25 protein-coding genes are annotated in these 24,082 nt (G+C 69.7%); 13 read left to right on the forward strand and 12 right to left on the reverse strand.

All coding sequences use genetic code 11. The annotated features are described in order from the left end of the window. Positions 1–2: 2 nt before the first annotated feature. Positions 3–485, reverse strand: coding sequence for a (2Fe-2S)-binding protein (locus LH62_RS00640; protein ID WP_043358600.1), 483 nt, complete (start codon positions 483–485; stop codon positions 3–5). Positions 486–1,086: 601 nt separating this feature from the next. Between LH62_RS00640 and LH62_RS32490 the strand changes: the two genes are divergently transcribed. After that, on the forward strand, positions 1,087–1,962 hold the full coding sequence (locus LH62_RS32490; RefSeq protein WP_043358603.1) for a family 16 glycosylhydrolase: 876 nt from the start codon (positions 1,087–1,089) through the stop codon (positions 1,960–1,962). A gap of 129 nt (positions 1,963–2,091) precedes the next feature. Here LH62_RS32490 and LH62_RS00650 read toward each other — a convergent pair whose 3' ends face one another. From LH62_RS00650 to LH62_RS00665, 4 genes are all read right to left on the reverse strand, one after another. Continuing rightward, a complete protein-coding gene (locus LH62_RS00650; RefSeq protein ID WP_052213540.1) occupies positions 2,092–3,366 on the reverse strand; it encodes a dicarboxylate/amino acid:cation symporter in 1,275 nt (424 codons plus the stop codon). A 99-nt stretch (positions 3,367–3,465) separates the two neighbouring features. After that, positions 3,466–4,293 carry an SDR family NAD(P)-dependent oxidoreductase gene (locus LH62_RS00655; protein ID WP_043358605.1) on the reverse strand — a complete coding sequence of 276 codons (828 nt, stop codon included), beginning with the start codon at positions 4,291–4,293 and terminating at the stop codon, positions 3,466–3,468. Between the two features lie 27 nt (positions 4,294–4,320). Then, positions 4,321–5,814: an acetyl-CoA acetyltransferase gene (locus LH62_RS00660; RefSeq protein WP_201445395.1), complete on the reverse strand. Its 1,494-nt coding sequence runs from the start codon at positions 5,812–5,814 to the stop codon at positions 4,321–4,323. Between the two features lie 2 nt (positions 5,815–5,816). Then, complete coding sequence (locus tag LH62_RS00665; RefSeq protein ID WP_043358611.1) at positions 5,817–7,907, reverse strand: acetate--CoA ligase family protein; 2,091 nt, start codon at positions 7,905–7,907, stop codon at positions 5,817–5,819. A gap of 149 nt (positions 7,908–8,056) precedes the next feature. Between LH62_RS00665 and LH62_RS00670 the strand changes: the two genes are divergently transcribed. The 10 genes from LH62_RS00670 to LH62_RS00720 all read left to right on the forward strand — a co-directional run bounded on the left by LH62_RS00670 (position 8,057) and on the right by LH62_RS00720 (position 15,676). Then, complete coding sequence (locus LH62_RS00670) at positions 8,057–9,121, forward strand: ketopantoate reductase family protein (RefSeq protein ID WP_043358613.1); 1,065 nt, start codon at positions 8,057–8,059, stop codon at positions 9,119–9,121. Between the two features lie 10 nt (positions 9,122–9,131). Further along, positions 9,132–10,094 (forward strand): tripartite tricarboxylate transporter substrate-binding protein, encoded by a 963-nt coding sequence (locus LH62_RS00675; RefSeq protein WP_043358616.1) that lies wholly within the window; start codon positions 9,132–9,134, stop codon positions 10,092–10,094. Positions 10,095–10,123: 29 nt separating this feature from the next. Then, entirely contained in the window at positions 10,124–10,960 is an 837-nt protein-coding gene (locus LH62_RS00680; protein WP_144404317.1) for a molybdopterin-synthase adenylyltransferase MoeB, read from the forward strand. Further along, on the forward strand, positions 10,961–11,335 hold the full coding sequence (locus LH62_RS00685; protein ID WP_043358618.1) for a DsrE family protein: 375 nt from the start codon (positions 10,961–10,963) through the stop codon (positions 11,333–11,335). A gap of 40 nt (positions 11,336–11,375) precedes the next feature. Then, the gene (locus LH62_RS28885) at positions 11,376–12,326 is read left to right on the forward strand and encodes an SH3 domain-containing protein (protein WP_082012267.1); all 951 of its coding nucleotides are present in this window, start codon (positions 11,376–11,378) and stop codon (positions 12,324–12,326) included. Between the two features lie 135 nt (positions 12,327–12,461). Next, complete coding sequence (locus tag LH62_RS32565) at positions 12,462–12,752, forward strand: SH3-like domain-containing protein (RefSeq protein ID WP_043358621.1); 291 nt, start codon at positions 12,462–12,464, stop codon at positions 12,750–12,752. Continuing rightward, on the forward strand, positions 12,749–13,057 hold the full coding sequence (locus LH62_RS32570; RefSeq protein ID WP_043358622.1) for an SH3-like domain-containing protein: 309 nt from the start codon (positions 12,749–12,751) through the stop codon (positions 13,055–13,057). The genes LH62_RS32565 and LH62_RS32570 overlap by 4 nt, the downstream gene beginning before the upstream one ends. Beyond that, a complete protein-coding gene (locus LH62_RS00710) occupies positions 13,054–13,656 on the forward strand; it encodes a nitrile hydratase subunit alpha (protein ID WP_043358626.1) in 603 nt (200 codons plus the stop codon). Before LH62_RS32570 ends, LH62_RS00710 begins: the two co-directional genes overlap by 4 nt. 39 nt (positions 13,657–13,695) lie before the next feature. Then, positions 13,696–15,027 carry an MFS transporter gene (locus tag LH62_RS00715; RefSeq protein WP_043358628.1) on the forward strand — a complete coding sequence of 444 codons (1,332 nt, stop codon included), beginning with the start codon at positions 13,696–13,698 and terminating at the stop codon, positions 15,025–15,027. Between the two features lie 79 nt (positions 15,028–15,106). Continuing rightward, a complete protein-coding gene (locus LH62_RS00720) occupies positions 15,107–15,676 on the forward strand; it encodes a YSC84-related protein (RefSeq protein WP_043364882.1) in 570 nt (189 codons plus the stop codon). Between the two features lie 114 nt (positions 15,677–15,790). On the opposite strand, the gene LH62_RS00725 is transcribed toward LH62_RS00720, so the two are convergent. The 7 genes from LH62_RS00725 to LH62_RS00755 are packed head-to-tail and all read right to left on the reverse strand — an operon-like array spanning position 15,791 to position 22,877. Next, a complete protein-coding gene (locus tag LH62_RS00725; RefSeq protein ID WP_144404318.1) occupies positions 15,791–16,999 on the reverse strand; it encodes an ABC transporter substrate-binding protein in 1,209 nt (402 codons plus the stop codon). Positions 17,000–17,026: 27 nt separating this feature from the next. Then, positions 17,027–18,235 (reverse strand): ABC transporter substrate-binding protein, encoded by a 1,209-nt coding sequence (locus LH62_RS00730; RefSeq protein WP_043358631.1) that lies wholly within the window; start codon positions 18,233–18,235, stop codon positions 17,027–17,029. 25 nt (positions 18,236–18,260) lie between these two features. After that, positions 18,261–19,469 carry an ABC transporter substrate-binding protein gene (locus LH62_RS00735; RefSeq protein WP_043358632.1) on the reverse strand — a complete coding sequence of 403 codons (1,209 nt, stop codon included), beginning with the start codon at positions 19,467–19,469 and terminating at the stop codon, positions 18,261–18,263. Between the two features lie 24 nt (positions 19,470–19,493). Continuing rightward, a complete protein-coding gene (locus LH62_RS00740) occupies positions 19,494–20,519 on the reverse strand; it encodes a branched-chain amino acid ABC transporter permease (protein WP_043358634.1) in 1,026 nt (341 codons plus the stop codon). A gap of 7 nt (positions 20,520–20,526) precedes the next feature. Further along, a complete protein-coding gene (locus tag LH62_RS00745) occupies positions 20,527–21,399 on the reverse strand; it encodes a branched-chain amino acid ABC transporter permease (RefSeq protein WP_043358635.1) in 873 nt (290 codons plus the stop codon). Between the two features lie 4 nt (positions 21,400–21,403). Beyond that, positions 21,404–22,108 (reverse strand): ABC transporter ATP-binding protein, encoded by a 705-nt coding sequence (locus LH62_RS00750; protein ID WP_043358636.1) that lies wholly within the window; start codon positions 22,106–22,108, stop codon positions 21,404–21,406. Further along, a complete protein-coding gene (locus LH62_RS00755; RefSeq protein ID WP_043358637.1) occupies positions 22,098–22,877 on the reverse strand; it encodes an ABC transporter ATP-binding protein in 780 nt (259 codons plus the stop codon). Before LH62_RS00755 ends, LH62_RS00750 begins: the two co-directional genes overlap by 11 nt. A gap of 136 nt (positions 22,878–23,013) precedes the next feature. On the opposite strand from LH62_RS00755, the gene LH62_RS27880 reads away from it, so the two are divergent. Continuing rightward, positions 23,014–23,301, forward strand: coding sequence for a hypothetical protein (locus LH62_RS27880; protein ID WP_052213543.1), 288 nt, complete (start codon positions 23,014–23,016; stop codon positions 23,299–23,301). Positions 23,302–23,704: 403 nt separating this feature from the next. Beyond that, positions 23,705–23,992: a hypothetical protein gene (locus LH62_RS30030; RefSeq protein WP_144404319.1), complete on the forward strand. Its 288-nt coding sequence runs from the start codon at positions 23,705–23,707 to the stop codon at positions 23,990–23,992. The last annotated feature ends 90 nt before the right edge of the window (positions 23,993–24,082 follow it).

Raw genomic sequence — 24,082 nt, forward strand, 5'->3', positions numbered from 1 at the left:
GCTCAGCCCTCCCGCGCGGCGGCGTCGCGCACGGCGGCGACGATGTTGGTATAGGCGCCGCAGCGGCAGAGATTGCCGCTCATCTGCTCGCGGATCTCGTCGTCGGAGCCGGTGCGTCCTTCACTGATCGCCCCAACGGCCGACATGATCTGGCCCGGCGTGCAGTAGCCGCACTGGAAGGCATCATGCTCGACGAAGGCCGCTTGCACCGGGTGCAGGTCATCGCCTCGCGCCAGCCCCTCGATCGTCGTCACCTGCCGGCCTTCCGCCATCACCGCCAGCATAAGGCAGGAGACGACGCGCCGGCCGTCGAGCAGCACGGTGCAGGCGCCGCACTGGCCCAGCGCACAGCCCTTTTTCGTGCCGGTGAGGTGCAGCCGGTCGCGCAATGCATCGAGCAGCGTGGTGCGCGCATCCACCGCGACGCGGTGCTCGGCGCCATTCACGCGAAGGGTCAGGCTGAAATTCTGCGACGGTTCCGGCATGGGGGGCTCCTTGGCGAACCCTGTCGACAGGGCCTGTTGGACGCTCCGACAACGCCAAAAAGCGCGACCCCGTTCGTTTCTTTAGGCATTGAGCCGCCAAAGGATCACGCCATGTTACGCGGCGTGACGTTGCATATCAGCACCAAAAATGAAAAACAACACTTGAACGTATACAATTACTTGCGTACCCAGGCCGCGCTCACGGGGTACTGACAAGCGTGAGCACCTTTGGCTTCAACCACAGGGGAACAGTTTCTTGGTTGACTGCGCGTCTCACGCCAGCGGGGCAGAGGTTCGGAAGCATCGCCTTGAGCGACGCTCCGGCATCCACTTCCCGCACCACGGCAATATTGGCCGTCGGGGCATGAGCGCGGCCTGATGTTGAATCGTATCTTAATCGACCACATTCGTTCGGAATTCGGCCCTTTTGCGTGCCGGGTTTCGGGTGAAGGCCGGGGCAACAAGCCTGGCCGTTGACACGGGTGCCGCAAGGCACCCGGGGGCTGCTGCAGCCCAGACGCCGTCCCGACCCTGTGCCGCGCATCCTGCGCTGCAAGGTGCGTCGTGCGGCATCGGCAATGGATATTGGGGACCACTCTCAATGGCTAACAACGCGCTCAGCGTGAGCTTCGACAAGGGCTTCGGCTCACTCGGCAACGCCTGGAACGTGCCGGCCCCGCGCAACGGAGAGGTGACGCTTTCCGGTCACTCGGGCCTGATGCAATGGGCAAGCGGCAAGGCCGCCGGCCACGGTTACGGGACCTACACGGTCACCGCCAAGATCGAAGGGCACGAGCCCGGTCCGGCCATCCTGCTGTGGCCCGGCAACGACCAGTGGCCCGGCCAGGAAATCGACCTCGTCGAGAATGCGCACGACCACTCCGGCCGCCAGTACGGCACCGTCCACTGGAACGACAACGGCAAGGACGCCTTCAAGACCGAGATGTTCGAGGGCGTGAAGGGCGGCGTGTTCCATGACTACCAGCTGGTCTGGGAGCCGGGGAAGATGACCTTCAAGGTCGACGGCAGGGATATGGGGAGCATCACCTCCCACATTCCGAAGGACTTCGACCATGGCGGGATGAACAACACGATCGGCATCCTGAACAACAACCCGGATACCTCGATCACCGTCTCGCACATCGACTTCAAGCCGCTTGGCGGCGGCGCCCCGGCCCCCGCGCCTGCCCCGACGCCGGAGGCCGCCCCTGCGCCGGCCCCGAGCACGGGCAGCGGCGGCGGCAGCAACGGCGGCGGCAGCTCCTCCGGCGGCGCCGTGGACTGGAACGCCATCGCGGCGCAGGTGCTGGCGAATTTCAACGCCACCGGCAGGTGGGAGATGCCTTCCGGCGATACCTCGCACAGCCCGGCCCCGGCCCCGGCACCGGCCCCGTCGCATGACCAGCCGGTCGACTGGCACGCGCTGGCCGCCCAGGCGACCGCGAACTTCGAAGCCACGGGCCACTGGTTCATTTAAAGGACCCGATCGGGGCAGCGCCACGCGGCACTGCCCCGATGCCGGCACCCCTGGGTGCCTGGCTTTTTCAGGGCAGCCTTTGAGACCAGGTAACGGGCGGAAGCGGCATCGCTTCCGCCCGATTTGCGTTCAGGCCCGCTGCGGCTCCGGGACGAAGTCGCCCTCCGTCTCCGGCACCGCCGGCTCCTCGCCCTCCCACTTGCCGACCACGGCGGTCGCCAGCGAGTTGCCGATGACGTTGGTTGCCGAGCGGCCCATGTCGAGGAACTGGTCGATGCCGATGATCAGCAGCAGCCCCGCCTCGGGGATGTTGAAGGTGGCGAGGGTCGCCGCAATGACGACGAGCGAGGCGCGCGGCACCCCGGCCATGCCCTTGCTGGTCAGCATCAGCAGCAGCAGCATCGTCGCCTGCTGCCCGGCGGAGAGGTCGATGTTGTAGGCCTGCGCGATGAAGATGGTCGCGAAGGTGCAGTACATCATCGAGCCGTCGAGGTTGAAGGAATAGCCCATCGGCAGCACGAAGCTGACGATCCGCCGGCTCACCGGGAAGCGGACGAGCTGTTCCATCATCTTCGGATAGGCCGCCTCGCTGCTCGCCGTGCTGAAGGCGAGCAGGAAGGGCTCCCGCACCAGGCTGATCAGTTCGAACACGCGCCGGCCGAAGAAGACGAAGCCGACGGCGGCCAGCAAGCACCAGAGGATGCCAAGCCCGAGATAAAACTCGGCGACGAACTTCCCGTAGGTGACGAGGATGCCAAGGCCCTGCGTCGTGATGATCGCCGCCATCGAGGCGAAGACGGCGAGCGGCGCGAGACCCATGATGTAGCCGGTGATCTTCAGGATCACATGCGACAGCTCCTCGGTCCAGGCGACTACCGTCTTCGCCCGCTCGCCGAGCGCTGCGCAGGCCACGCCGAAGAAAAGCGAGAAGACGACGATCTGCAGGATCTCGTTCTGCGCCATCGCCTCGAAGACCGAGCGCGGCACGAGATGCGCGACGAAATCCTTGAGCGAGAGCGAGGAGGTGGCGACACCCGAGGAAGCCCCTGCATCCGGCAAGGGCAGGTTGAGGTCCGCCCCCGGTTGCAGCAGGTTCACCAGCACCAGCCCGAGCAGCAGCGAAACCACCGAGGCGCCGATGAACCAGGTCATCGCCTTGGCCCCGATCCGGCCAACCGCCTTGGTGTCGCCCATATGCGCGACGCCGACGACGAGCGTCGAGAAGACCAGCGGCGCGATGATCATCTTGATCAGCCGCAGGAAGATATCCGTGACGAGGGAAATGTAGCCCGAGATCGACCTGGCCGTCGTTGGATCCGGCCAAGTCTCGTGGCAAATATGCCCGACGGCGATGCCGAGCACAATGGCGATGAGGATGTAGATCGTCAGCCGGTTGGCGCGCATACGCTGCGGCTCCTGCCTGGGGTTGGGCCTCCTGCCGCAATGCTCCAGGCTGCGTGGGGTTGCAGCCGCCGCCCGGCCGCAACCCCGGCGCGCGCTCCGTTACGGACGCCCGCCCGTCACCTCGAGGATCTGCCCGCTGATGTAGTTCGATTCGGGGATGCACAGCAGGTAGACCGAGCCCGCCGCCTCCTCCGGCCGGCCGCCGCGGCCGAGCGGGATCATCGTCTCGGCATTCTTCAGCACCTCCGGCCGCACGCCGACCGCGATCTCCCGCCCGGCGATATCGATCGTTGCGCCACCATGCGCCGGCGCCTCGGTCAGCCGCGTCATGATGAGGCCGAAGGCGACGGCGTTCACGTTCACCTTGTACCGCCCCCACTCCTTCGCCATCGCCTTGGTCAGCCCCATGATGCCGGCCTTGGCGGTGGAATAGTTCGCCTGCCCCGCATTGCCGTAGACGCCGGAGGTGGAGCTGACATTCACCACCTTGCGGAACACCTCCCGCCCCTCGGAAGCCTCCTGCCGCGCCGCCTCGCGGATGAAGCGGGAGGCGGCGCGCATGATGCGGAAGGGCGCCGTCAGGTGGACGTTGAGGATCGCCATCCACTGCTCGTCCGACATCTTCTGGATGACGTTGTCCCAGGTGTAGCCGGCATTGTTGACGATGATGTCGAGCCCGCCGAAGCTGTCGATGCCCGCCTGCACGAAGCGCTCGGCGAAGCCGTCCTTCGTCACATCGCCATTGCAGGCGATGGCGGTCCCGCCTGCCGCCTCGATCTCGGCGACAGTCTCGCCGCCCGGCCCGTCGTCCAGGTCGTTGACGACGACGCGGGCGCCCTCACCGGCGAGCTTCAGCGCGATCTGCCGGCCGATGCCACGGCCGGAGCCGGTGACCAGCGCGACCTTCCCCTCAAGCTTCCTCGACATGCTGTCCCCTCCTGTCTGGGTTCGAACTCAGGCGAGCCGCCATTCCGCCACGCCATCCGCCGCCAGCACCGCACGGCCCGGCGTGCCGACCAGCGTCCGGTCCCGCCGTAGCAGCAGGGCGATGGCGGCCTCGTCGCCGGCCGGCACCCTCGCCAACCCGCGCCTGCCGTTCTCCAGCCGGAGGATGACGACGCCCTGCTCCGGCGCGCCCTGGCGGTCATGCAGCACGGTAAAGGTCTCGATGCGCGCCGCACCTTCCGCCGCCTCGGCGAAATCCGGCACCGGCCCGCGGCGGCTGTCCGCCTCCGCCTGCACGCTGTAGTCGGGCGCCAGCCCGCCCGGCGCCGGTCGCCGCGCCAGAACCACCGCATGGTGCTTGGTGACGAACTCGCCCTGCCCGTAGAGCAGCGCCGGCTGGTCGCCCGCCGCGCGCAGCGCCCGGAGCATCGCCGCCGCCGCATGCGTCATGTAGTTGTTGAGCGGCGCCCCGAAGAAGGTGAGCCCGCCCGTCGTCGTCGGCACCGCGCCCTGCGGCAGGCCAAGCCGCCGCGCCGCCATCTTCGGCACGCAGGGGAAGCAGGAATACAGCTCGCAGATGCCGAAGCCCTCGCCCGCGATGCGCGCGCAGGCATCGAGCACGGCATTCTGCGCATGCGCCTCGTGGTAGTGGTCCCGGTTCAGGTAGTCGCGCGGTTCCACCGCCGCCGCCCCGCCCTGGATGAAGGCCATCCGCTCCTCCGGCACGCCCGCCGCCTGCGCCCGCGCCAGGCTGGTGAGCAACAGCGCCGCGCCCTGGTTCACCATCGGGTTGGCGACCTGGAGCTTGGTATAGGGATAGGCGATCGGCCGGTTCGCCGGGCTCGCCGTGCCGACCTCCTTCGCGCCGTACTCGCGCTTCAACCAGGCCGCCGGGTTGCGCGCCGCGACGCCTGAGAAGGCCGACCACAGTGCCGCAGACTCCGCCTGCCCCTCGGCCGGGCTCTGGCCGAGATAGGCCTCCACCGCATTCTCGTAGAAGGGATAGACCGTGACGGGGTCGGCGACGCCGAGCCGCACCGCGAGCGGATGCAGGAAGTCCCGCCCCCGCGTCCGCCGCCAGTGGGGGTCGGGCTCGGTCCAAGGCAGCTCGATCCCGGCCTTCCGCGCCTGCGCCACCGCATGGGTTGCCTCGCCGCCGACCACGGCCGAGACCTCGCTCTCGCCGCGAGCGATGCGCAGTGCCGCCTCGTGCAGGAAGCGCACCGGGCTCTCGCCGCCCACCGGCCCATAGACCAGCCGCCGCGGCGCCCGGCCGAGCCGCGCCGCCAGCGCCGCCGGCAGGTCGTGATACGGCCAGGAGACGCTGTTGACGATGTCGAGGCTGTCGAGCGCCTCCAGCAGGGCGGGTGCTCCGGCATCCTCGGCCGCGCGCCGCAGCGCCTCCGCCATCAGCGCCGCCGGCTCCAGCGCCAGGCGCGGCTCTGCGGGGCGGTCCACCACCTCTCCGGCGCCGATCAGGACCGGGATGCGCGTCTCGTCCATGCTCATTGCTCCCACACCGCCAGCGCATCCAGCGCCTCGGCACCATCCGGCCCCGCCAGCAGCGGGTTCACCTTCAGCGCCGCCAGGCCCGGGCCGAGCGCCAACGCCGCATCGCCGATCCGGGCGATGGCCTCCGCCGCCGCCTGCCGGTCGATGCCCGCGCTGCCGCGATAGCCTTCCAGCAACGGCGCCCCGCGCAGCTCGGCGAACATCTCCAGCACATCCTCCGGCGTCACCGGCAGCAGGCGCAGGCTGGTGTCGCGCAGCAGCTCCACCCAGACGCCGCCGAGCCCGACCGCGATGGCCGGCCCCCAGAGCGGGTCGCGCAACACGCCGACGAAAAGCTCCACCCCGCCCCGCCGCATCGGCGCGACGACGACGCCCTCGATCCGCGCCTCCGGCCGCGCCGCTCGCGCGCTCGCCAGGATGCGCCCGGCAGCCTCCGCCACCGCATCGCCCTCGAGGCCGAGCGCGACGCCGCCGACATCGCTCTTATGCGCGATGTCCGGCGAGGCGATCTTCAGCACCACCGGCCCGCCCATCGCCCGCGCCGCCCCGGCCGCCGCCTCGGCATCGGCGGCGAGATGCTGCGGCACCACCGACACCCCGCGCCCCGCCAGCCAGGCGAGCGTCGCCCGCTCGCCCTCCGGCCGCGCCGCATCCGGCTCCGGCATCCCAACCTCGGCGAGCCCACGTTCCTGCCGCGCCGACCAGTCGAGTGCCCGGCCGATGGCGGCTAGCCCCTCCGGCACGCCGCTGCCGAGATAGGCGATGCCCGTCTCCGCCAGCAGCGCCCGCCCCGCCTCCGTCACCGGCCGCGGCAGCACGCTCAGCATCAACGCGGGCAACCCGGCGGCGCGGAAGCCGGCGCCGATGGCGCGGATGATCTCGCCGCGATAGCTCGCCATCTCCTCCGCCGTGTCCGGCAGGTCCATGAAGCAGGCAAGCAGGCCGAGCGAAGGGTCGCGCCCGAGGGGCGCCAGGCTGCGCTCGAACAGCGCCGGGTCGAGCATCGCCCCGCCGGTGACGTCGAGCGGGTTGTTCGGCGTGCCGAAGGCCGGCATCACCGCCCGCAGGGCCGAGACAGTCTGGGCCGCAAGGGTGGGAACGGCGACCCCGGCCTCCTCCGCCCGGTCCGCCGCCATCTCGCAGACCCCGCCCGAGATGGAAACCAGCCCTACTCCGCGCCTGCGGACCGGCCCGCGTTGCGCCAGCAGCCCGGCGGTGAAGACCAGCGCCTCGATCGAGGGCACGCGGATCATGCCGAGCTGCCTGCAGGCTGCCTCGAAGACCCGGTCGTCACCGACCAGCGAGCCGGTATGCGCCGCTGCCGCCCGCGCCGCCGTCTCGCTGGCGCCGATCTTGATGGCGACGATCGGCTTGCCGGCTGCCAGCGCCCGCCTTGCCGCCCCGGCCAGCGTCCCGGCCTCATGCACCGTCTCGAGGAAAAGACCGATCACCCGCGTGGCCGGATCGTCCACCAGGAAATCCACCACCCGCGCGACATTCACATCCGCCTCGTTCCCGGTGGAGATCTGGTAGCTCAGTCCCATCCCCTGCCGGTGCGCGAAGGCGGCGATGAACCCCGCCGTCGCCCCGCTCTGCGACACGACGCCGATGCTGCCGCCTCGCAGCACGGGCAGCGGCGGCTGCGTCGTCCAGATCGGCACCCGGTCGGCATAGTTGATGAAGCCGAGGCAGTTGGGCCCGAGCAGCGTCACCCCCTGCGCCCGCGCCTCGGCCAGCAGGGCTTCCTGCCGCGCCGCGCCCTCGGCGCCGACCTCGGCGAAGCCTGAGGTCAGCATCACCGCATGCCGGATGCCGGCGGCACGCAGGTCGGCGAAGGCCTCCGGGATGGCGGCCTCCGGCACCATCACCAGCGCCGCATCCACCGGCTCGCCGATTGCCGCGCAACTCGTCGCCGCCGTAAGGCCGTGCACCGTGCCGCCCTTGCGGTTCACCACATGGATGCGGCCGGTGAAGCCGAGACGGGCGAAATTGGCATGTGCTGCGCTGGACCAGATGGAGCGGTCGGTCGCGCCCACCAGCGCCACTGACCGCGCACGGAACAACCCCTCCAGCAATGCCGCCATGCGCTTCCACCCCCCGGCTCTTGCCGATCAGGGAAGCGCGCCCCGGCCGCTTTGCCAAGCCGCGCTTTGCGAACACTCCCTCGCCGCCCCCCCTTGGACTGGGATGCGCACTGGCCCCATACTTCCCCGAACAACGAGGAAACGCATCCATGGGCAACCGCATCGCCATCATCGGCGCCGGCGCGGTCGGCGGCTATGCCGGCGCGCATATGGCGCAGGCCGGCGAGGACGTGACCTTCGTCGACATGTGGCCGGAGAATATCGAGGCGATGCGGCGGGATGGCCTGCGCATCTCCCACCTGCGCGACGTGCCGGAATTCACCGTTCCCGTCCGCGCCATTCACCTGACCGAATTGCAGCATGTGTCGAAGGAACGCCCCTTCGACATCGCCTTCATCTGCGTCAAGTCCTACGACACCGCCTGGGCGACGCTGATGGTGCGGCAGTACCTGGCGCCCAATGGCTTCTGTGTTTCCTTGCAGAACTGCATGAACGAGGAGACCATCGCCGGCATCGTCGGCTGGGGCCGCACCCTCGGCGCCATCGCCAGCTCGATCACCGTCGATCTCTGCGAGCCCGGCCATGTCCGCCGCGCCGCCGGCAAGTCGGGCACGTCCCACACCGTCTTCCGCGTCGGCGAGGTGCATGGCCGCATCACCGAGCGGGCGCAGGAGATCGGCCGCCTCACTGCCCTTTCCGACAGCACCCAGGTGACGAGCAACCTTTGGGGCGAGCGTTGGTCGAAGCTCGTCACCAACGCGATGGCGAACGGCCTTTCCGCCTGCACCGGCCTCGTTTCCCGCGAGATCCTGCTCGACGACACGCTGCGCCAGTTCACCGCCCGCCTCGGCTCGGAGGCGATCCGCACCGGCCAGGCGCTCGGCTACAGCCTGGAGGAAATCCACCACATCGATCCGGAGGTGATCGCCCGCGCCGGCGAGGGCGACCCGGAGGCCCGCCGCCTCTACGACGACCACCGCCTCGCCGAGGCCGGCAAGCCCGGCGGCGGCGCGCACCGCCCGTCGATGGGCCAGGACATGGTGAAGGGCCGCCGCACCGAGATCGAATTCCTCAACGGCTTCATCGTCGACCGCGCCAAGGAGATCGGCCTCGCCACCCCGGCCAATGCGGCGCTGACCGACATCGTCAAGCGCGTCGAACGCGGCGAGCTGCAGCCCGACCCGCAGCACATCCTCGGCCTCCGGCTGAACTAGGGAGGGTTCCATGACGACCACCCTCCGCCTACTCATCCTGCCGCTGCTGCTGATCGGCACCGCGGTCGCCCAGCCCTTCCCCAGCCGTCCCGTCACCCTGATCGCCGCCGGTGCCGCGGGCGGACCGACCGACACCATCACCCGCATCCTCGCCGACGCCCTGGGGCGCGCGCTGCTGCAGCCCGTCGTGGTCGAATCGATCGGCGGCTCGCTGGTCGGCCCGCAGCGCGCCGCCCAGGCGCGGCCGGATGGCTACACGCTGCTGGTCAACAACATCGGCTTCGCCGCCAGCGCGACCCTCTACCGCAAGCTGCCTTACGACGTGTTGGAGAGCTTCGCCCCGCTCGGCCTCGTCTCCGACGCGGCGATGACCTTCGTCGCCCGCCCCGGCTTTCCCGCCACCGACCTCCGCACCTATGTCGCCGCGCTGCGCGAGGGCGGCGACCGGCTGAACCTCGCCCATGCCGGGCTCGGTTCCGCCTCGCATCTCTGCGGCGTGCTGCTGCAGCAGGCGGCCGGCGCCCGGGCGACGACGGTGGCCTTCCGCGGCACCGGCCCGGCCATGGCCGAGCTGATGGCGGGCCGGCTCGACCTGCTCTGCGACCAGGCGACCAATACGGTGCCCTACATCAAGGACAACCGCATCGCCTCCTACGCCGTCTCCAGCGCGGAGCGCCTCGCCGAGCTGCCGGGGCTGCCGACCACCGCCGAGGCCGGCTTCGCTGGCCTCGTCATGACCACCTGGCACGCCATGTACGCCCCCGCCGGTACGCCGGAGGATGTGCAGGCGACCCTCTCCACCGCCCTGCGCGCGGCGATGAAGGACGAGGCCCTCCGCCGCCGCTTCGCCGAACTGGCGACTGAGCCGGCCACGGAGGAGCGCGCCTCCATCGCCTTCCACCGCCGCTTCTTGGCGGAGGAAGTCGCCCGCTGGCGGCCCATCATCCAGGCCGCCGGCGCCTTCGCCGACTGATCTTGCCGCCGCCCGGGTCGGGCGCCCATATGCCGGGGATGGACCTCGACTTCACCGATGCCGAGCTGCATCGCTATTCCCGCCACATCCTGCTCCAGGATGTGGGCGCCACCGGCCAGGCGAAGCTGCGCGCGGCACGGGTTCTGGTGGTCGGTGCCGGCGGCCTCGGCGCCCCCCTTGCCCTCTATTTGGCCGCGGCGGGCGTCGGCACCATCGGCCTCGTCGACCATGACGCGCTGGAGCTCTCCAACCTCCAGCGCCAGGTGATCCACAGCACCGCCCGTCTCGGCCGCAACAAGGCCGAGAGCGCCGCTGAGACCCTGGCCGGCCTCAACCCGGAGGTCCGGGTCGAAACCCACCCCATTCGCCTCGATGCGGACTCCGCCACGGCGCTGATTCCTCGCTACGACCTGATCTGCGACGGCACCGATAATTTCGCCACCCGCTTCCTGCTCGGCGATGCCTGCCACCTGCTCGGCCGGCCGCTGGTTTCGGCCGCGGTGCTGCGCTTCGAGGGGCAGCTCTCGACCTTCAAGTCGCATCTCGGCGCCCCGCATCCCTGCCATCGCTGCCTCCACCCGGAGCCGCCGCCGGAGGGCCTGGTGCCCTCCTGCTCTGAGGCCGGCGTGCTCGGCGCCGTCACCGGCGTCATGGGCACCTTGCAAGCGACGGAGGTGCTGAAGGAGATCCTCGGCATCGGCGAGGGCATGTCCGGCCGCCTCCTGCTCTGGGACGCGCTCGACACCCGTTTCCGCACCATTCGCCTCCGCCGCGACCCTGGCTGCGCCCTTTGCGGCGAGGCTGTGACCATCCGCGACCTCTCGGCCCATGCGGCGCCCGCCCCCCTCGCCTGCTCGGCCGCCTGAATGCCGAAGCCCCTCGGCATCCTGCTGATCTCCCCCGGGCATGAGCGCGCCCATTACGCCTTGGTGCTGGCCACCGGCGCCGCGGCGCTGGGGCGCGAGGTGACGCTTTTCGCCACCAATGCCGGCTGCCGCCTGCTGCTGGCCGAGTCTCCCCTGCTCGCCGACCCGCGCGAGGCGGCAGTCTCTGCCCGCGGCGTCGCCGGCATCGCCCCGTTGCTGGAAGCGGCCGAGGAGCTCGGCCTTCGTTTCCTTGCCTGCGAGGCCGGGCTCCGCACAGAGGGGCTGGAGGCCGCGCCCCTCCGCCCTTCCGTCACCGTGGCGGGCATCGCCAGCTTCCTTGCCGCCATCGGCGATGGGCAGATGGCCACGCTGTAGCTTGACCTCGGGGGGGGCGGCTTGGCATCCCCTCCTTGTGATGCACCCCCGCCCCATCCTCCTGCTCTGCCTGGCCCTCGCTGCGCCAGCCGCCCATGCACAGAGCAGCCTCGGCCAGCAGGGCAGCCTGCCGCCGCCCCGCGCCGCCGCGCCTGCTCCAGCCCCGGCTCCCGCCCAGGCTCCCACAGCCCAGGCGCCGCAGCCGCCGGCCCCCGCGCGGCCCGCTCCGGCGAAGCCACCGCAGGCCCCGTCGGCGCCCCGCACCGCAGCGCCCGCGCGCCCGGCTCAGACGGCGCCTGGCCAGGCGGCACCGACCCAGGCTGCACCGGCCCAGGCTGCACCGGCCCGCCCACCCGCCGCCCAGGCCACGCCGACCGTCCAGCCCCGCCCCGGCACCACCGCCACCCGCCCGGCGACGCCGCCCGGCCAGGCCCAGCAGCAACAGCGCCGCCGTGCTGCCCCAGCCGCCGCAGCCGCCGGTGCCGCGGCCGGCGCGGCAGCGGTCGCCATCGCGCCCCCCGCTCCGGCAGCACCCCCGCCGCCGCCGGCCCCGACCGTCGGCGCCGACACCGGCCGCCCACTGCCCCGCTTTGCCGCCCTCGGCTCCAACCAGGTCAATCTCCGCATCGGCCCGGACCTGCGCTTCCGCATCGACTGGACCTATCAGCGGAAGGACCTGCCGGTGCAGATCATCGAGGAGCACCAGGTCTGGCGCCGCATCCGCGACCCGGAGGGCACCGAGGGCTGGGTGCAGCGCCCCCTGCTGACCTCCCGCCGCACCTTCATCGTCCAGGGCGAGGAGCGGACGCTGCGCCGCCGCCCCGACGAGCAGGCCGAGGCCGTCGCCCATCTCCGCCCCGGCGTCATCGGCAGCCTCCGCCGCTGCGAGGCCGGCAGCGCCTGGTGCGAGGCCCGGATCGGCGACTACAGCGGTTGGATCAGGCGCCGCGACATCTGGGGGGTGATGCCGGACGAGGTCATCGGCGACTGAGAAGGCCGGGCGGCCGTCCCAAATCCGCATCCGCTTCGGCTGCGCTTGCGGAACCGCCCCGGCCCGTGGTCCGGACGGGCAAAATAACCCTTCCAGGTGTTTCCACCCGCCCGGGGTTTGCTCTAGCCTCTCCGCATGAGCGACGCCCCCGCACCTGCCATCCACGACCTCGGCGGCGCCAGCCGCTACCGCTGTTCCCCGGTCGAGCGTGACGAGGCCCCGCCCGACGACTTCGGCAAGCGGGTGGATGCCATCCGCCAGATCCTCGCCCAGAAGGGCTTCATGACCGTCGACGAGTTGCGGCGCGGCATCGAGAGCATCCCCGAGGCCGAGTATTTCGCCCTGTCCTATTACGAGCGCTGGCTGACCTCGATCAGCAAGCTCATGGTCGAGAAGGGCGTCATCCCGCCGGAGGAGCTGCGGTGACCGCCGCCTTCGCCCCCGGCACCCGCATCCGGGTCAGGGACGACTGGCCCGAGCGCCGCGGCCCCTGCCACATCCGCACGCCGCACTACCTGCGCGGCCGCGAGGGCGTGGTCCAGGCCGTGCTCGGCGAGTTCCCCAACCCCGAGGACCTCGCCTTCGCCCGCCCGGCGCCGCGCCGCCCGCTCTACCACGTGCTTTTCGAGCAACCGCCGATCTGGGCCGAGGGCGAAGCCGGCGACAGCCTCCTGGTCGAGATCTTCGAGCATTGGCTCGAGCCCGCAACCCCATCGCAGGAGGCCGCATGAGCGCCCCGGCCCGCCCCGAATCCATCGCCCTCCTCGAGAAATTCGTCGCGGCGCTGGCCGCGCGCGGCCTCGTCACCGAGCAGGAGATCGCCGAGCGCCAGGCTAGCACCGACCGCGCCAGCCCGGAGATTGGCGCCCGCATGGTCGCCCGCGCCTGGCGCGATGACGAATACCGCCGCCTCCTGCTCAGCAACGGCGCCGCCGCCGCGGAGCAGATGGGCGTCTCCATGACCGGCGCCCCACCCCTCGGCGTGCTCGAAGACCGCCCCGGCCTGCATCACCTCGTCGTCTGCACCCTCTGCAGCTGCTACCCCCGCGCCGTGCTCGGCTATCCGCCGCACTGGTACAAATCCTTTGAGTACCGCGCCCGCGCCGTCCGCGAGCCGCGCGCGGTGCTGGCCGAATGGGGCACCGTGCTGCCGCCGGCAACGCAGATCCGCGTCGTCGACAGCACCGCCGACTACCGCTGGATGGTGCTGCCGATGCGCCCCGCCGGTACCGAAGGCTGGAGCGAGGACCAGCTCGCTGCGATCGTCACGCGCGACGTGCTGGTCGGCGTCGCGCTGCCCCGGCTTCCGGTCACCGCCGCCGCCGAGTAGCCTGTTCCCCGAGGGAACGCCGGGGGACCAGGGAAGGGAATGACGCCGCAGGACGGACTGCCGCAGCCGCGGCGCAGCCTGGCGGCAATCGCCATCCTTCTCTCCATCCTGGTTACCGTGCTCGACACCTCGATGATCAACGTGGCGCTGCCGGCGATCGCCCACGATCTCGGCGTCGCCCCAGCCAGCGTCATCTGGCTCAGCAACGGCTACCAGCTCGTCGTGGTGGCGACGTTGATCTCCTTCGCCTCGCTCGCCGAGATCATCGGCTTCCGCCGCGTCTACCTCGGCGGCTTCGTGCTCTATGTCTGCGCCTCGCTGGCCTGCGCCCTCGCCCCTTCCTTCCCGGCGCTGGTGGCGGCGCGGGTGGTGCAGGGGATCGGCGCCTCGGCGGTGATGGCGCTGACCGCCGGCCTCATCCGCTACACCTATCCAGGCAACCAGCTCGGCCGCGCCATCGGCTTCAACACCCTGACCGTCGCCCTGGCCGGGGCGATCGGCCCGACTCTCGGCTCCACTATCCTCGCCCTCGGCCCCTGGCCCTGGCTCTTTGCCGTGGGCGTGCCGCTCGGCCTCGCCGCCACCATCCTCGGCGGCCTGACCCTGCCCGAGACGCCCCGCGCCCATCGCCGCTTCGATGCCGTAGCCGCCGGCCTCGCGGCCCTTGCTTTCGGCCTGCTCTTCCTCGGCATCGACCTGTGTTTCGCCCTGCCATGGGCCGGCGCAGTGCTGATGGCAGGCGGCATCGCCGCAGGCATCACCCTCATCCGCCGCGACCTGACACGCCCGGCTCCGCTGCTGCCGCTCGACCTGCTGCGCCTGCCGCCGGTCGCCATCTCCGCCCTCGCCTCGGTCTGCGCCTTCGCCGCCTGGTCGCTGGGCTTCGTTTCCCTGCCCTTCCACTTCATCGCCAACGGGCACGACCAAGCGACGACCGGCTTCATGATGACGCCCTGGCCCGTCGCCCTGGCCGTCGCCGCCCCGCTCGCCGGCCGCCTCTCGGACCGCCTGCCGACCGCCCTCCTCTGCATGCTGGGCGGCAGCACGCTCGCTGTCGCGCTCGGTCTGGTGATCGCCCTCCCCGGCGCCGCGCCGGTCGTGCTGCTCGGCCTCGCCGTCGGCCTCGGGGGCTTCGGCTTCGGCTTCTTCCAGACGCCGAACAACCGCACCATGCTCTCCGCCGCCCCCAAGGCCCGCAGCGGCGGGGCGGGCGGCATGCAGGCGACGGCGCGGCTGCTCGGCCAGACCATCGGCACGACGATGACGGCGCTGATCTTCCAGGCCGGCGGCGGGCCGAAGCTGGCCATGGCGGCCGGCGCCGGCTTCGCGCTCGCCGCCGCCGGCATCAGCATGCTGCGGCGAAAAATCTGAGTTTGATTCGTTCCGTTCCGAAACCCGCCCTCGACCTTCGGCGTTGCGCCGCAACATAACCATGGAGGTTGAGCTCGCCATGACCGGTTTCACCCGGCGTTCCCTCTCGGCCCTGATGCTAGCCGGCGCCTCGGCCGGCGCCGTCACCACCCCACGCCCGGCCGCGGCCGAGACCCAGCGCGAGATCGATGCCGATGTCGCCGCCGCCCTGGTCCGCCTCCGCGCCCTGCCGCAGAGCCAGAACCTGCTGCGCGAGGCGAAAGCGGTGCTGGTCTTCCCGCGCATCATCAGCGGCGGCTTCATCGTCGGCGGGCAGTACGGCCAGGGCGCGCTGATCCGCGGCGAGCGGACGGAGGGCTACTACTCCATCGCTGGCCTTTCGCTCGGCTTCCTCGCCGGCGCGCAGGCGGCCGGCCTCGCCATGTTCTTCATGACGGAGCAGGCCGCCGCCACGCTCCGCCGCCGCGACGGCTGGGAGATCGGCACCGGCCCGACCGTGGTCGCGCTCGACCGCGGCCTTCAGGCCAATGCCTCTTCCACCACGCTGACCGAACCGGTCTACGCCATCACCTTCAACCAAGAAGGGCTGATGGCGGCGCTGGCGCTGAACGGCACCAAGATCACCCGCATCACGCCCCAGGCGAGCTGACCAACTCTTGCTTGGTGTCCTTCCGCGGCTTTGCCGCGGAAGGCTGGGCGAGGCCTTGGACGCCAAGCGAAAATCCGCCCCCGCAGAGGCGCAAAGCGGCTTCGTGGGGTATTCCTAGACCTTCGCCCCCTCGATGAGGCTGCCGAACCGCTCCCAGGTGCTGCCGGTCCACTTCTGCAGCTGCATCTGCCGGATCGGGTGGAAGTTATCCGGCGCCGTGTTTACGAGAATTCCGGGGATCAGCGTCGGGATTTCCAGCGCCTTCAGGTTCGCCGCCTGCCGCATGATGCTCTCGCGGGCGAAGTTCCCCTCGCACTGCTTCAGCACCTGCATCAGCGTCGTGGCAATGCCGAAGGCGAAGGGGAAGCTACCATCCTTCATGTCCCCGTCCGGGATGTATTTCTGCATGAAGGCCCGCCACTGGTTCATCCCCGCATCATTGGCCCAGCCCGGATCGGTGGGGTCCTTCAGATAGGCCGAGGTAATGATGCCGACGCCGCGCTCCGGCCCCGCCGGCTCCATCACCGTGCCGACCGAGATGGAGACATTGGTGAGGTAATGCAGCGGCTTCCAACCAAGATCGGCGACGCGGCGGATGGTCTGCGCGGCGAATTTCGGCGTCGCCGCCGTCAGCAGCACATCCGCCCCGCTCGCCTGTAGCGAGACCACCTGGCTGTCGATCGTCGGGTCCGTCGCCTCGTAGGAGACCGGCTTGACGATGCTGTCATAGCGCGCGCCCAGGACGTCCTTGACGCCGGTGACGTAGTCCTTGCCGAAATCGTCGTTCTGGTAGAGCAGCGCGAGCTTGGCGTTCGGCTTTTGCTCCAGCATGTGCTTCATGTAGATCTGCGCCTCGGTCCGGTAGCTGGGCTGCCAGCCCATGGTCCAGGGCGTGTCCTGGTAGTTCCCCCACTTGTCCGCACCGGTGGAGAGGAAGAGATGCGGCACCTTGCGTTGGTTGACGTAGCGCAGGATGGCGCTGTTGCTGGCCGTGCCGAGCGTGTTGAACAGGAAGGCCACCTTGTCCTGCTCGACCAAGCGCCGCACCTGCTCCACCGTCTTCGGCGGGCTGTAGCCATCGTCATAGGTGATGAAATTGATCTTCCGTCCGGCGATGCCGCCCTGCTCGTTGATCATTCTGAAGAAATGCTGGTGCGAGCGGCCGATGCTGCCATAGGCGCTCGCCGGCCCGCTATAGGGCATGGTGTTGCCGATGCGGATCTCGCTGGCGGTGACGCCGGGCGTGTCCTGAGCGCGGGCGATGGCGGGGGCGGCAAGCGCTGCGGCACCTGCCGCAAGCAAATGGCGTCGCGTCGGCATCATGGCGTCTGTTCTCCCTGTTTCTTTCTTCTACACGCTCGCACCCTCGATCAGCCCGCCGAAGCGGACCCAGGATGCGCCGTCCCAGCGCTGCAGCTGCATCTTCTGGATCGGCCGGTAATCCTGCGGCTCGGTCTGCAGGGTGATGCCGGGCAGCAGCACCGGCAGCGCCACCTCCCGGAGCCCCGCTGCCTGGCGCAGGATGTTCTCGCGCGAGAAGTTGCCCTCGCATTGGGTCAGCACCTGCCGCAGCGTGCAGCCGAGCCCGTAGCCATAGACCACGTTGGAGTCGTTGAGGTCCGCCTCCGGCATCCATTGCCGGACGAAGGCGCGGACCTCGTTCATCCCCGCATCCTCGCGCCAGGCCGCATCCCCCTGCTCCTTCAGGTAGCCCGAGGTGATGATGCCGACGCCCTTCTCCGCCCCCGCCGGCTGCATGACGGCGCCGACCGAGAGCGAGACATTGGTGAGGTAGCGCAGCGGCTGCCAGCCGATGTCGTGCACCTTGCGGATCGCCTGCGCCGCCGCCTTGGGCCCGAGCGCGATCATCAGCACATCCGCCCCACTGCTCTGCAGCGACAGGATCTGGCTGTCCGGCGTCGGGTCGGTGATCTCGAAGGACACCGTCTTCGTCACCTTGTCGAAGCGCTCCGCGCCGATCACGTCGCGCAGGCCGGCGATGTAGTCCTTCCCGAAATCGTCGTTCTGGTAGACGATCGCCAGCTTGAAGTCGCGCCGCTCCGCCAGCAGGTGCTTGGCATAGATCTGCGCCTCGGTCCGGTAGCTCGGCTGCCAGCCCATGGTCCAGGGGAAGTCCTGCCAGTTCCCCCATTTGTCTGCGCCCGTGGCAACGAAGAGCTGCGGCACCTTCCGCTGGTTGCAGTAGCGCTGGATGGCGTTGTTGGTGGGCGTGCCGAGCGGGTTGAACAGGAAGGCGACCCGGTCCTGGTCGATCAGCCGCCGCGCCTGCTCCACCGTCTTCGGCGGGCTGAAGCCGTCATCGTAGCTGAGGAAGTTGATCTTGCGGCCGGCGAAGCTGGTGGTCTCGTTCAGCATCCGGACGAAGGCCTGCTCCGTCCTGCCGATCACCCCATAAGCGCTGTTCGGCCCGCTATAGGGCATGATGTTGCCGATGCGGATTTCGCCGGCGGTGACGCCGGTCGTCTCCTCCGCGCGGACAAGGGAGGGGGTTGCGAGCGCCCCCGCTGCTGCCGCCAGGACCTGCCTTCTGCCGAGCATCCCGCCTCCCTTCCCGCGCTGGTCCCTACACGTTGGCGCCCTCGATCACGCCCCCGAACCGCACCCAGGACTTGCCGTCCCACTTCTGCAGCTGCATGTGCCGGATCGGGTGGTAGTTCGTTGGCGTGGTCGAGACCTTCACCCCCGGCAGCAAGGTACCGATCTCGAGCGGCGCGATGTTCGTCGCCTGCTTCATGACATTCTCGCGGCTGAAGTTGTTGCCGCACTGCCGCAGCACCTGGATCATCGTGCTGCCGGCGCCGTAGCCATAGGTATAGTTGTTGTCACCCAGCTCCCCGTCCGGGATGTAGCGGCGCATGAAGTCGCGCCACTCGTTCATGCCCGGATCGTCCGCCCAAGCCGGGTCCGACTGGTCCTTGCGGTAGTCGGAGGTGATGAGGCCGATGCCCTTCTCCGCCCCCGCCGGCTGCATGACGATGGAGCCCGAGACGGAGACGTTGGTCATGAACATCATCGGCTTCCAGCCAATGTCGTAGACCTTGCGGATCGCCTGCGCCGCGAAGCGCGGGATGATGCCGCAGGCCAGCGCATCGATGCCGGAGCCCTGCAAGGTGACGATCTGGCTGTCGATCGTCGCATCCGTCGCCTCATGCGAAACGAGCTTGACCATGGAGTCGAAGCGCGGCCCCAGCACGTCGCGCACGCCGTTGACGTAGTCCTTGCCGAAATCATCGTTCTGGTAGAGCACGCCGATCTTCGCCTGCGGCCGCTGCTCCAGGATGTACTTGGTGTAGATCTGCGCCTCGGTCCGGTAGCTCGGCTGCCAGCCGATCGTCCAGGGATACTCCTGCGGCTGCGCCCACTTGTCCGCGCCGGTGGCGAGGAAGAGATGTGGCACCTTCCGCTGGTTCACATAGCGGTGGATCGCGCTGTTGGTCGGCGTGCCGAGCTGGTTGAACAGGAAGGCCACCTTGTCCTGTTCCACCAGGCGCCTTGTCTGCTCCAGCGTCCGCGGCGGCGCGTAATTGTCGTCATAGACGATGAAATTGACCTGCTTCCCCGCGATGCCGCCCTGGTCGTTCACCCGCTTGAACATCGCCGAGAGGCAGCGCGAGATGACGGAATAGGAGGAGGCTGGGCCCGACAGCGCATTGGTGCTGCCGATGCGGATCTCGCTCGCCGTCACCCCCGGCGCTTCCTGCGCGGGCGCGATATTGGGCAGGGCGAGGGCGGCGACGCCCCCGGTCAGCAAGGCACGGCGATGCAGGGTCATGTGTCGGGTCCCGGTCTTTGGCCGTCAGCCCCGCCCGCGCAGCCGCCCGGCAACACGCCGCAGCAGCCCGGCGAAACCATCCGGCAGGATGAAAAGAAAGGCGATGAGCAGGATGCCGTAGATCACCCCCGGCGCGGCCTTGGAGATCGCCTCGGCGATGTTCGGCACGAAGAGCACGAACAGCCCGCCGAAGAGCGAGCCCAGGATGGAGGCGACGCCCCCCACCACCATGCCGACGAAGAGTGTGATGGACACCATCAGGCTGAAACTGTCCGGCGCCACGAACTCCACCGCGACGGCCGAGAGCGAGCCCGCGATCCCCGTCACCATGGCGCTGACCGCGAAAGCCCGCGTCTTCAGCGTCGCGGTGTCCATCCCCATGGCTTCGGCGGCCGTCTGATGGTCGCGCGTCGCCATCAGCGCCCGGCCGATGCGCCCGCGGATGAGGTTCCAGCACAGCAGGAAGCAGATGCCCGCCACCGCTACGGCGACGAAGTACATCCATTGGTCCGGCGTCAGCGCGACGGGCAGCCAGGAGGGCGCATCCGGCTTGACCAGGAACAGCCCCTGCACGCCGCCCGTCCAGTCCTCGATCGACTTGTGCTTGAGGATCTGCGGCACTGCGACGGCGAGCGAGAAGGTAGTCAGCGCCAAGTAGAGTCCGCCGAGCCGGAGCGCCGGGAAGCCGATGCCGTAGCCGACCAGCCCGCAGACCACCGCCGAGACCGGCAGCGTCGCCCAGAACGACCAATCGAGATGCGACATCAGGATCGCCGTCGCATAGGCGCCGAGCGCGAAGAAGGCGCCGTGCCCGAGCGAGATCTGCCCGCTGAAGCCGGTCACCATGTTCAGCCCGAGCACCGCGAGTCCCATGATCACCGCCATGGTGAGCTGGAACAGCGGGAAGCTCTCCAGCACGAAGGCGGGGGCGATCGCCACCACCAGCCCGCCCAGCACGACGAGGGCGACCTGCCAGGCCGGCATGCCTCGCCGCACCGGCACCGCCTGCGGGATGGTCGCGGGGATCGCAACGTTCTCGCTCGCGCTCATCGGACCCTCACACCCTGCTCGTGACGACACGGCCAAGCAGCCCCGAAGGCCGCACGACCAGCACGCCGATGATGATCGCCAAGGCGACGGTCAGCTTCAGCTCGGTGCCCACCACATAGGCCCCTGCCAGGTTCTCCAGCACGCCGACCGCGAAACCGCCGATGACGGCGCCGAGCGGGTTGTCGATGCCGCCGATCAGCGCGCCGGCGAAGGCATAGAGCAGGATGCCCGTCATCATGCTCGGATCAAGGAAGACGACCGGCGCCACCATCATCCCCGCGACCGCGCCGATCGCCGCCGCCAGCCCCCAGCCCAGCGCCAGCATCCAACCGACGCGGATGCCGACCAGTCTTGCCGAGCGCGGGTTGTAGGCCGCCGCCCGCATCGCCAGCCCGAGCGAGGTGTAACGGAAGAACAGGAAAACGAGCGTCAGCACCACCAGCGTCACCGCCGTGCTGCCCAGCTCATGCGCCGAGATGAGCCCGCCCATCAGCGGCCCGCTGCTGGTAAAGGGGCTCGGATAGACCTTCGTCGTATAGCCGAAGATCCATCCCGTCATGTTACCGACGATCAGCAGCAGCCCGATGAAGACGCCGACATGCGTCAGCACCGGCGCATTCTGCACCGGCCGCATCAGCAGCCGCTCCACCAGCACGCCGATGAGGAAGGAAAGCATCACCGTCGCCGCGAAGGCGATCCAGTAGGGAAAGCCCGCCTCCACCATCGACCAGGCGATAAAGGTGGAGAGCGTGGCCATCTCCCCTTGCGCGAAATTCACATGATGCGTGGCCTGGTAGATCATCACCAGCGCCAGCGCGACGGAGGCATAGATGCCCCCGGTGGCGATGCCCGCGATGATCTGGTGCGCGAAGCCGTCCATGCTCTCAATACCCCAGATAGGACCGGCGGATGGCCTCGTCCTCACGGATCTCGGCGGCGGGGCCTGAGACGACGATGCGCCCCGTCTCCAGAAGGTAGGCCCGGTCTGCCAGCTCCAGCGCGAGATTGGCATTCTGCTCGACCAGCAGGATGCCGACGCCGCTCTCCTCGCGAATACGCCGCATGATGCCGAAGATCTCTTGCACGATCAGCGGCGCGAGGCCGAAGCTCGGCTCGTCGAGCAGCAGCAGCTTTGGCCTGAGCAACAAGGCGCGCGCGATCGCCAGCATCTGCTGCTCGCCGCCCGAGAGCGTGCCCGCCTGCTGCCGCCAGCGCTGCTTCAGGCGGGGAAACCACTCGAACATCCGCTCGAAGTCGGCCCGCACCTCGCCATCCCGCCGCACATAGGCGCCGAGCCGGAAATTCTCCTCGACCGACAGCTCCATGAAGGTGCCGCGCCCATCCGGCACATGGGCGAGGCCCCGCCGCGCGATATCCTCCGTCGCCCGTCCGGTGATCCGCTCGCCGAGGAAGGTGACGTCACCCTCGGTCTTCACCATGCCGCAGATGGCCCGCAGCGTTGTCGTCTTTCCCGCCCCGTTGGCGCCGAGCAGCGCGGTGACGCCGCCCTGCTCGACGATGAAGTCGAGCCCGTGCAACACATGCGTTTGCCCGTAGCCCGCCTGCATGCCCTTCACCTCAAGCAGCATGCGCCGCGGCCTCCGCCCCGAGATAGGCGCGGATCACCTCCGGGTCGGACCGCACCTCGGCCGGCGACCCATCCGCGATCTTCTTGCCGAAGTCGAGCGCCACCACCTTGTCGGAGACGCGCATGACGAGGTTCATGTGGTGCTCGACCAACAGGATGCTCAGCTCGAAATTCCGCTTGATGTCGCGTAGCAGCTGCGCGAGCCCATCCACCTCGCCATGGTTCAGCCCGCCCGCCGGCTCGTCGAGCAGCAGCAGCTTCGGCCTGCCGATCAGGGCGCGCGCCATCTCCACGCGCTTCTGCGTGCCGAAGGGCAGCGAGGCCACCGGCACATCCGCCACGGCCTCGAGGTCGAGCAACGCCAGCAGCGAGCGCGCCTGCTCGGCGGCGGCCGCTTCCTCGCGCCGCGCCGAAGGCAGCCGGAGCGCATTGGCGAGAAAGCCCGCATGCCCCTCGGCATGGGCGCCGGCCAGCACGTTCTCTTGCACCGTCATGCTGCGGAACAGCGCCAGGTTCTGGAAGGTCCGCCCCAGCCCGAGCGGCGCCATGCGATGCCGCGGCAGCCCCGTCGCCATCTGCCCGGCGAAGCGCACCTGTCCCTCGGTCGGCTTGTAGATGCCGCTGATGACGTTGAAGAGCGTGGTCTTGCCCGCCCCGTTCGGGCCGATCAGCCCGCAGATCTGGCGCTCCTCCACATCGAAGGAGACGCCGGCCACCGCGGTGACGCCGCCGAAGCGCACCACCACGTCCCGCACCTCGAGCAGAGACATCCCGTCAGCCACCCGAATCCGGGCCAGACTGCACAAGGCACCGTGACGGACCGTGGCGGTCGGTCATGCAAAGCCTCCCCCTCATGGCGCATGCCCGATTCCGGGTCGGCGCCTTCGTTCTCCTGGACAATTGCATTTGAGCGGCCATTGCCGCCATCGCGCAAGCCACAAAAGCGGGCACCCCCTGGCGCTTGAAGTATCGCCCGCGCCATGGAAGCGACCGAGCCCGTCGCGGGCGAGGGCATCCTCCGACGACCGCTACCGCATCGGCAGCGGGAAGGGCTTCCACTCGCCGAACCCCGAAGCCGGCCGCCAGGTCGCCCTCTCCAAGGAGGAAGCGCTGGAAGCCATCCGCCACGACCATGGCATCGGGCTGCGGCCCGAGCAGCACCGCCGCAACATGACGGCGCGCGGCATGCGCTGACTCGTATGGCTGGCCGTTGTTCCGCTTGCACCCTGGCGGCAGCCGCATCACCCCGCACGATACACACACCGGCCGCCCTGGCCTCGGCGCTGCTCGGCCTGCCCTCCCTCGGCACGGAGGCCTATCGCTGCGGCCCGCCTGGCTTGCTGACCGGGCGCGCTTCGAGCATTTCACCCCGTCCCCGCTGGCGCCGCTGCCGGAGGCCGCCCCTTCACCATGGCAACATCGGGCCGCAGCCTCGAACTCCCTTTTGGCGACGCGCCCAGCAGGCGTCGCTCGCGGTGAGCCATGAAATTGCCCCACCGGCGCTACGGCGTTTCCGTGTTCCCGGTGTTAGCCCGACGATGAAGCAATCGAGGCTGACATGGTGCCTCCAGCGAAATTATGCGCAGCCGTCCTGGCCTTGGCCCTTGCCGTCCCAAGCCTCGGCTTGGCCGACCCCTGGAAGGACGAGAGCGGCCATGGCCGAGGCCATCACCGCGCCGAGCGCTGGGATGGCCACCGGGACAGGGGCGGCTGGAACCGGCACCAATGGGACCGGCGCGATCACCGGTACGAGGGCGAGCGGCGCGGCGGCTATCGGCACTACGCCCAGCCCCGCATCCCGTCGGGCCATCTGCCGCCGGGCGAGTACCGCGCCTGGTTCCCGGACCCCCCTCCCGGCCACCAGCCACCGCCGCAGAGGTGGTGACCCGGCAGGCATAACCCACTCGATCGGACCGGCTCCACCGGCCGCTCTTCCCTTCCGTTCGCGGGCAGCACCCCTGAACGGACGGGGCAG

Source organism: Belnapia sp. F-4-1 (assembly GCF_000802185.1).
GTDB lineage: Bacteria > Pseudomonadota > Alphaproteobacteria > Acetobacterales > Acetobacteraceae > Belnapia.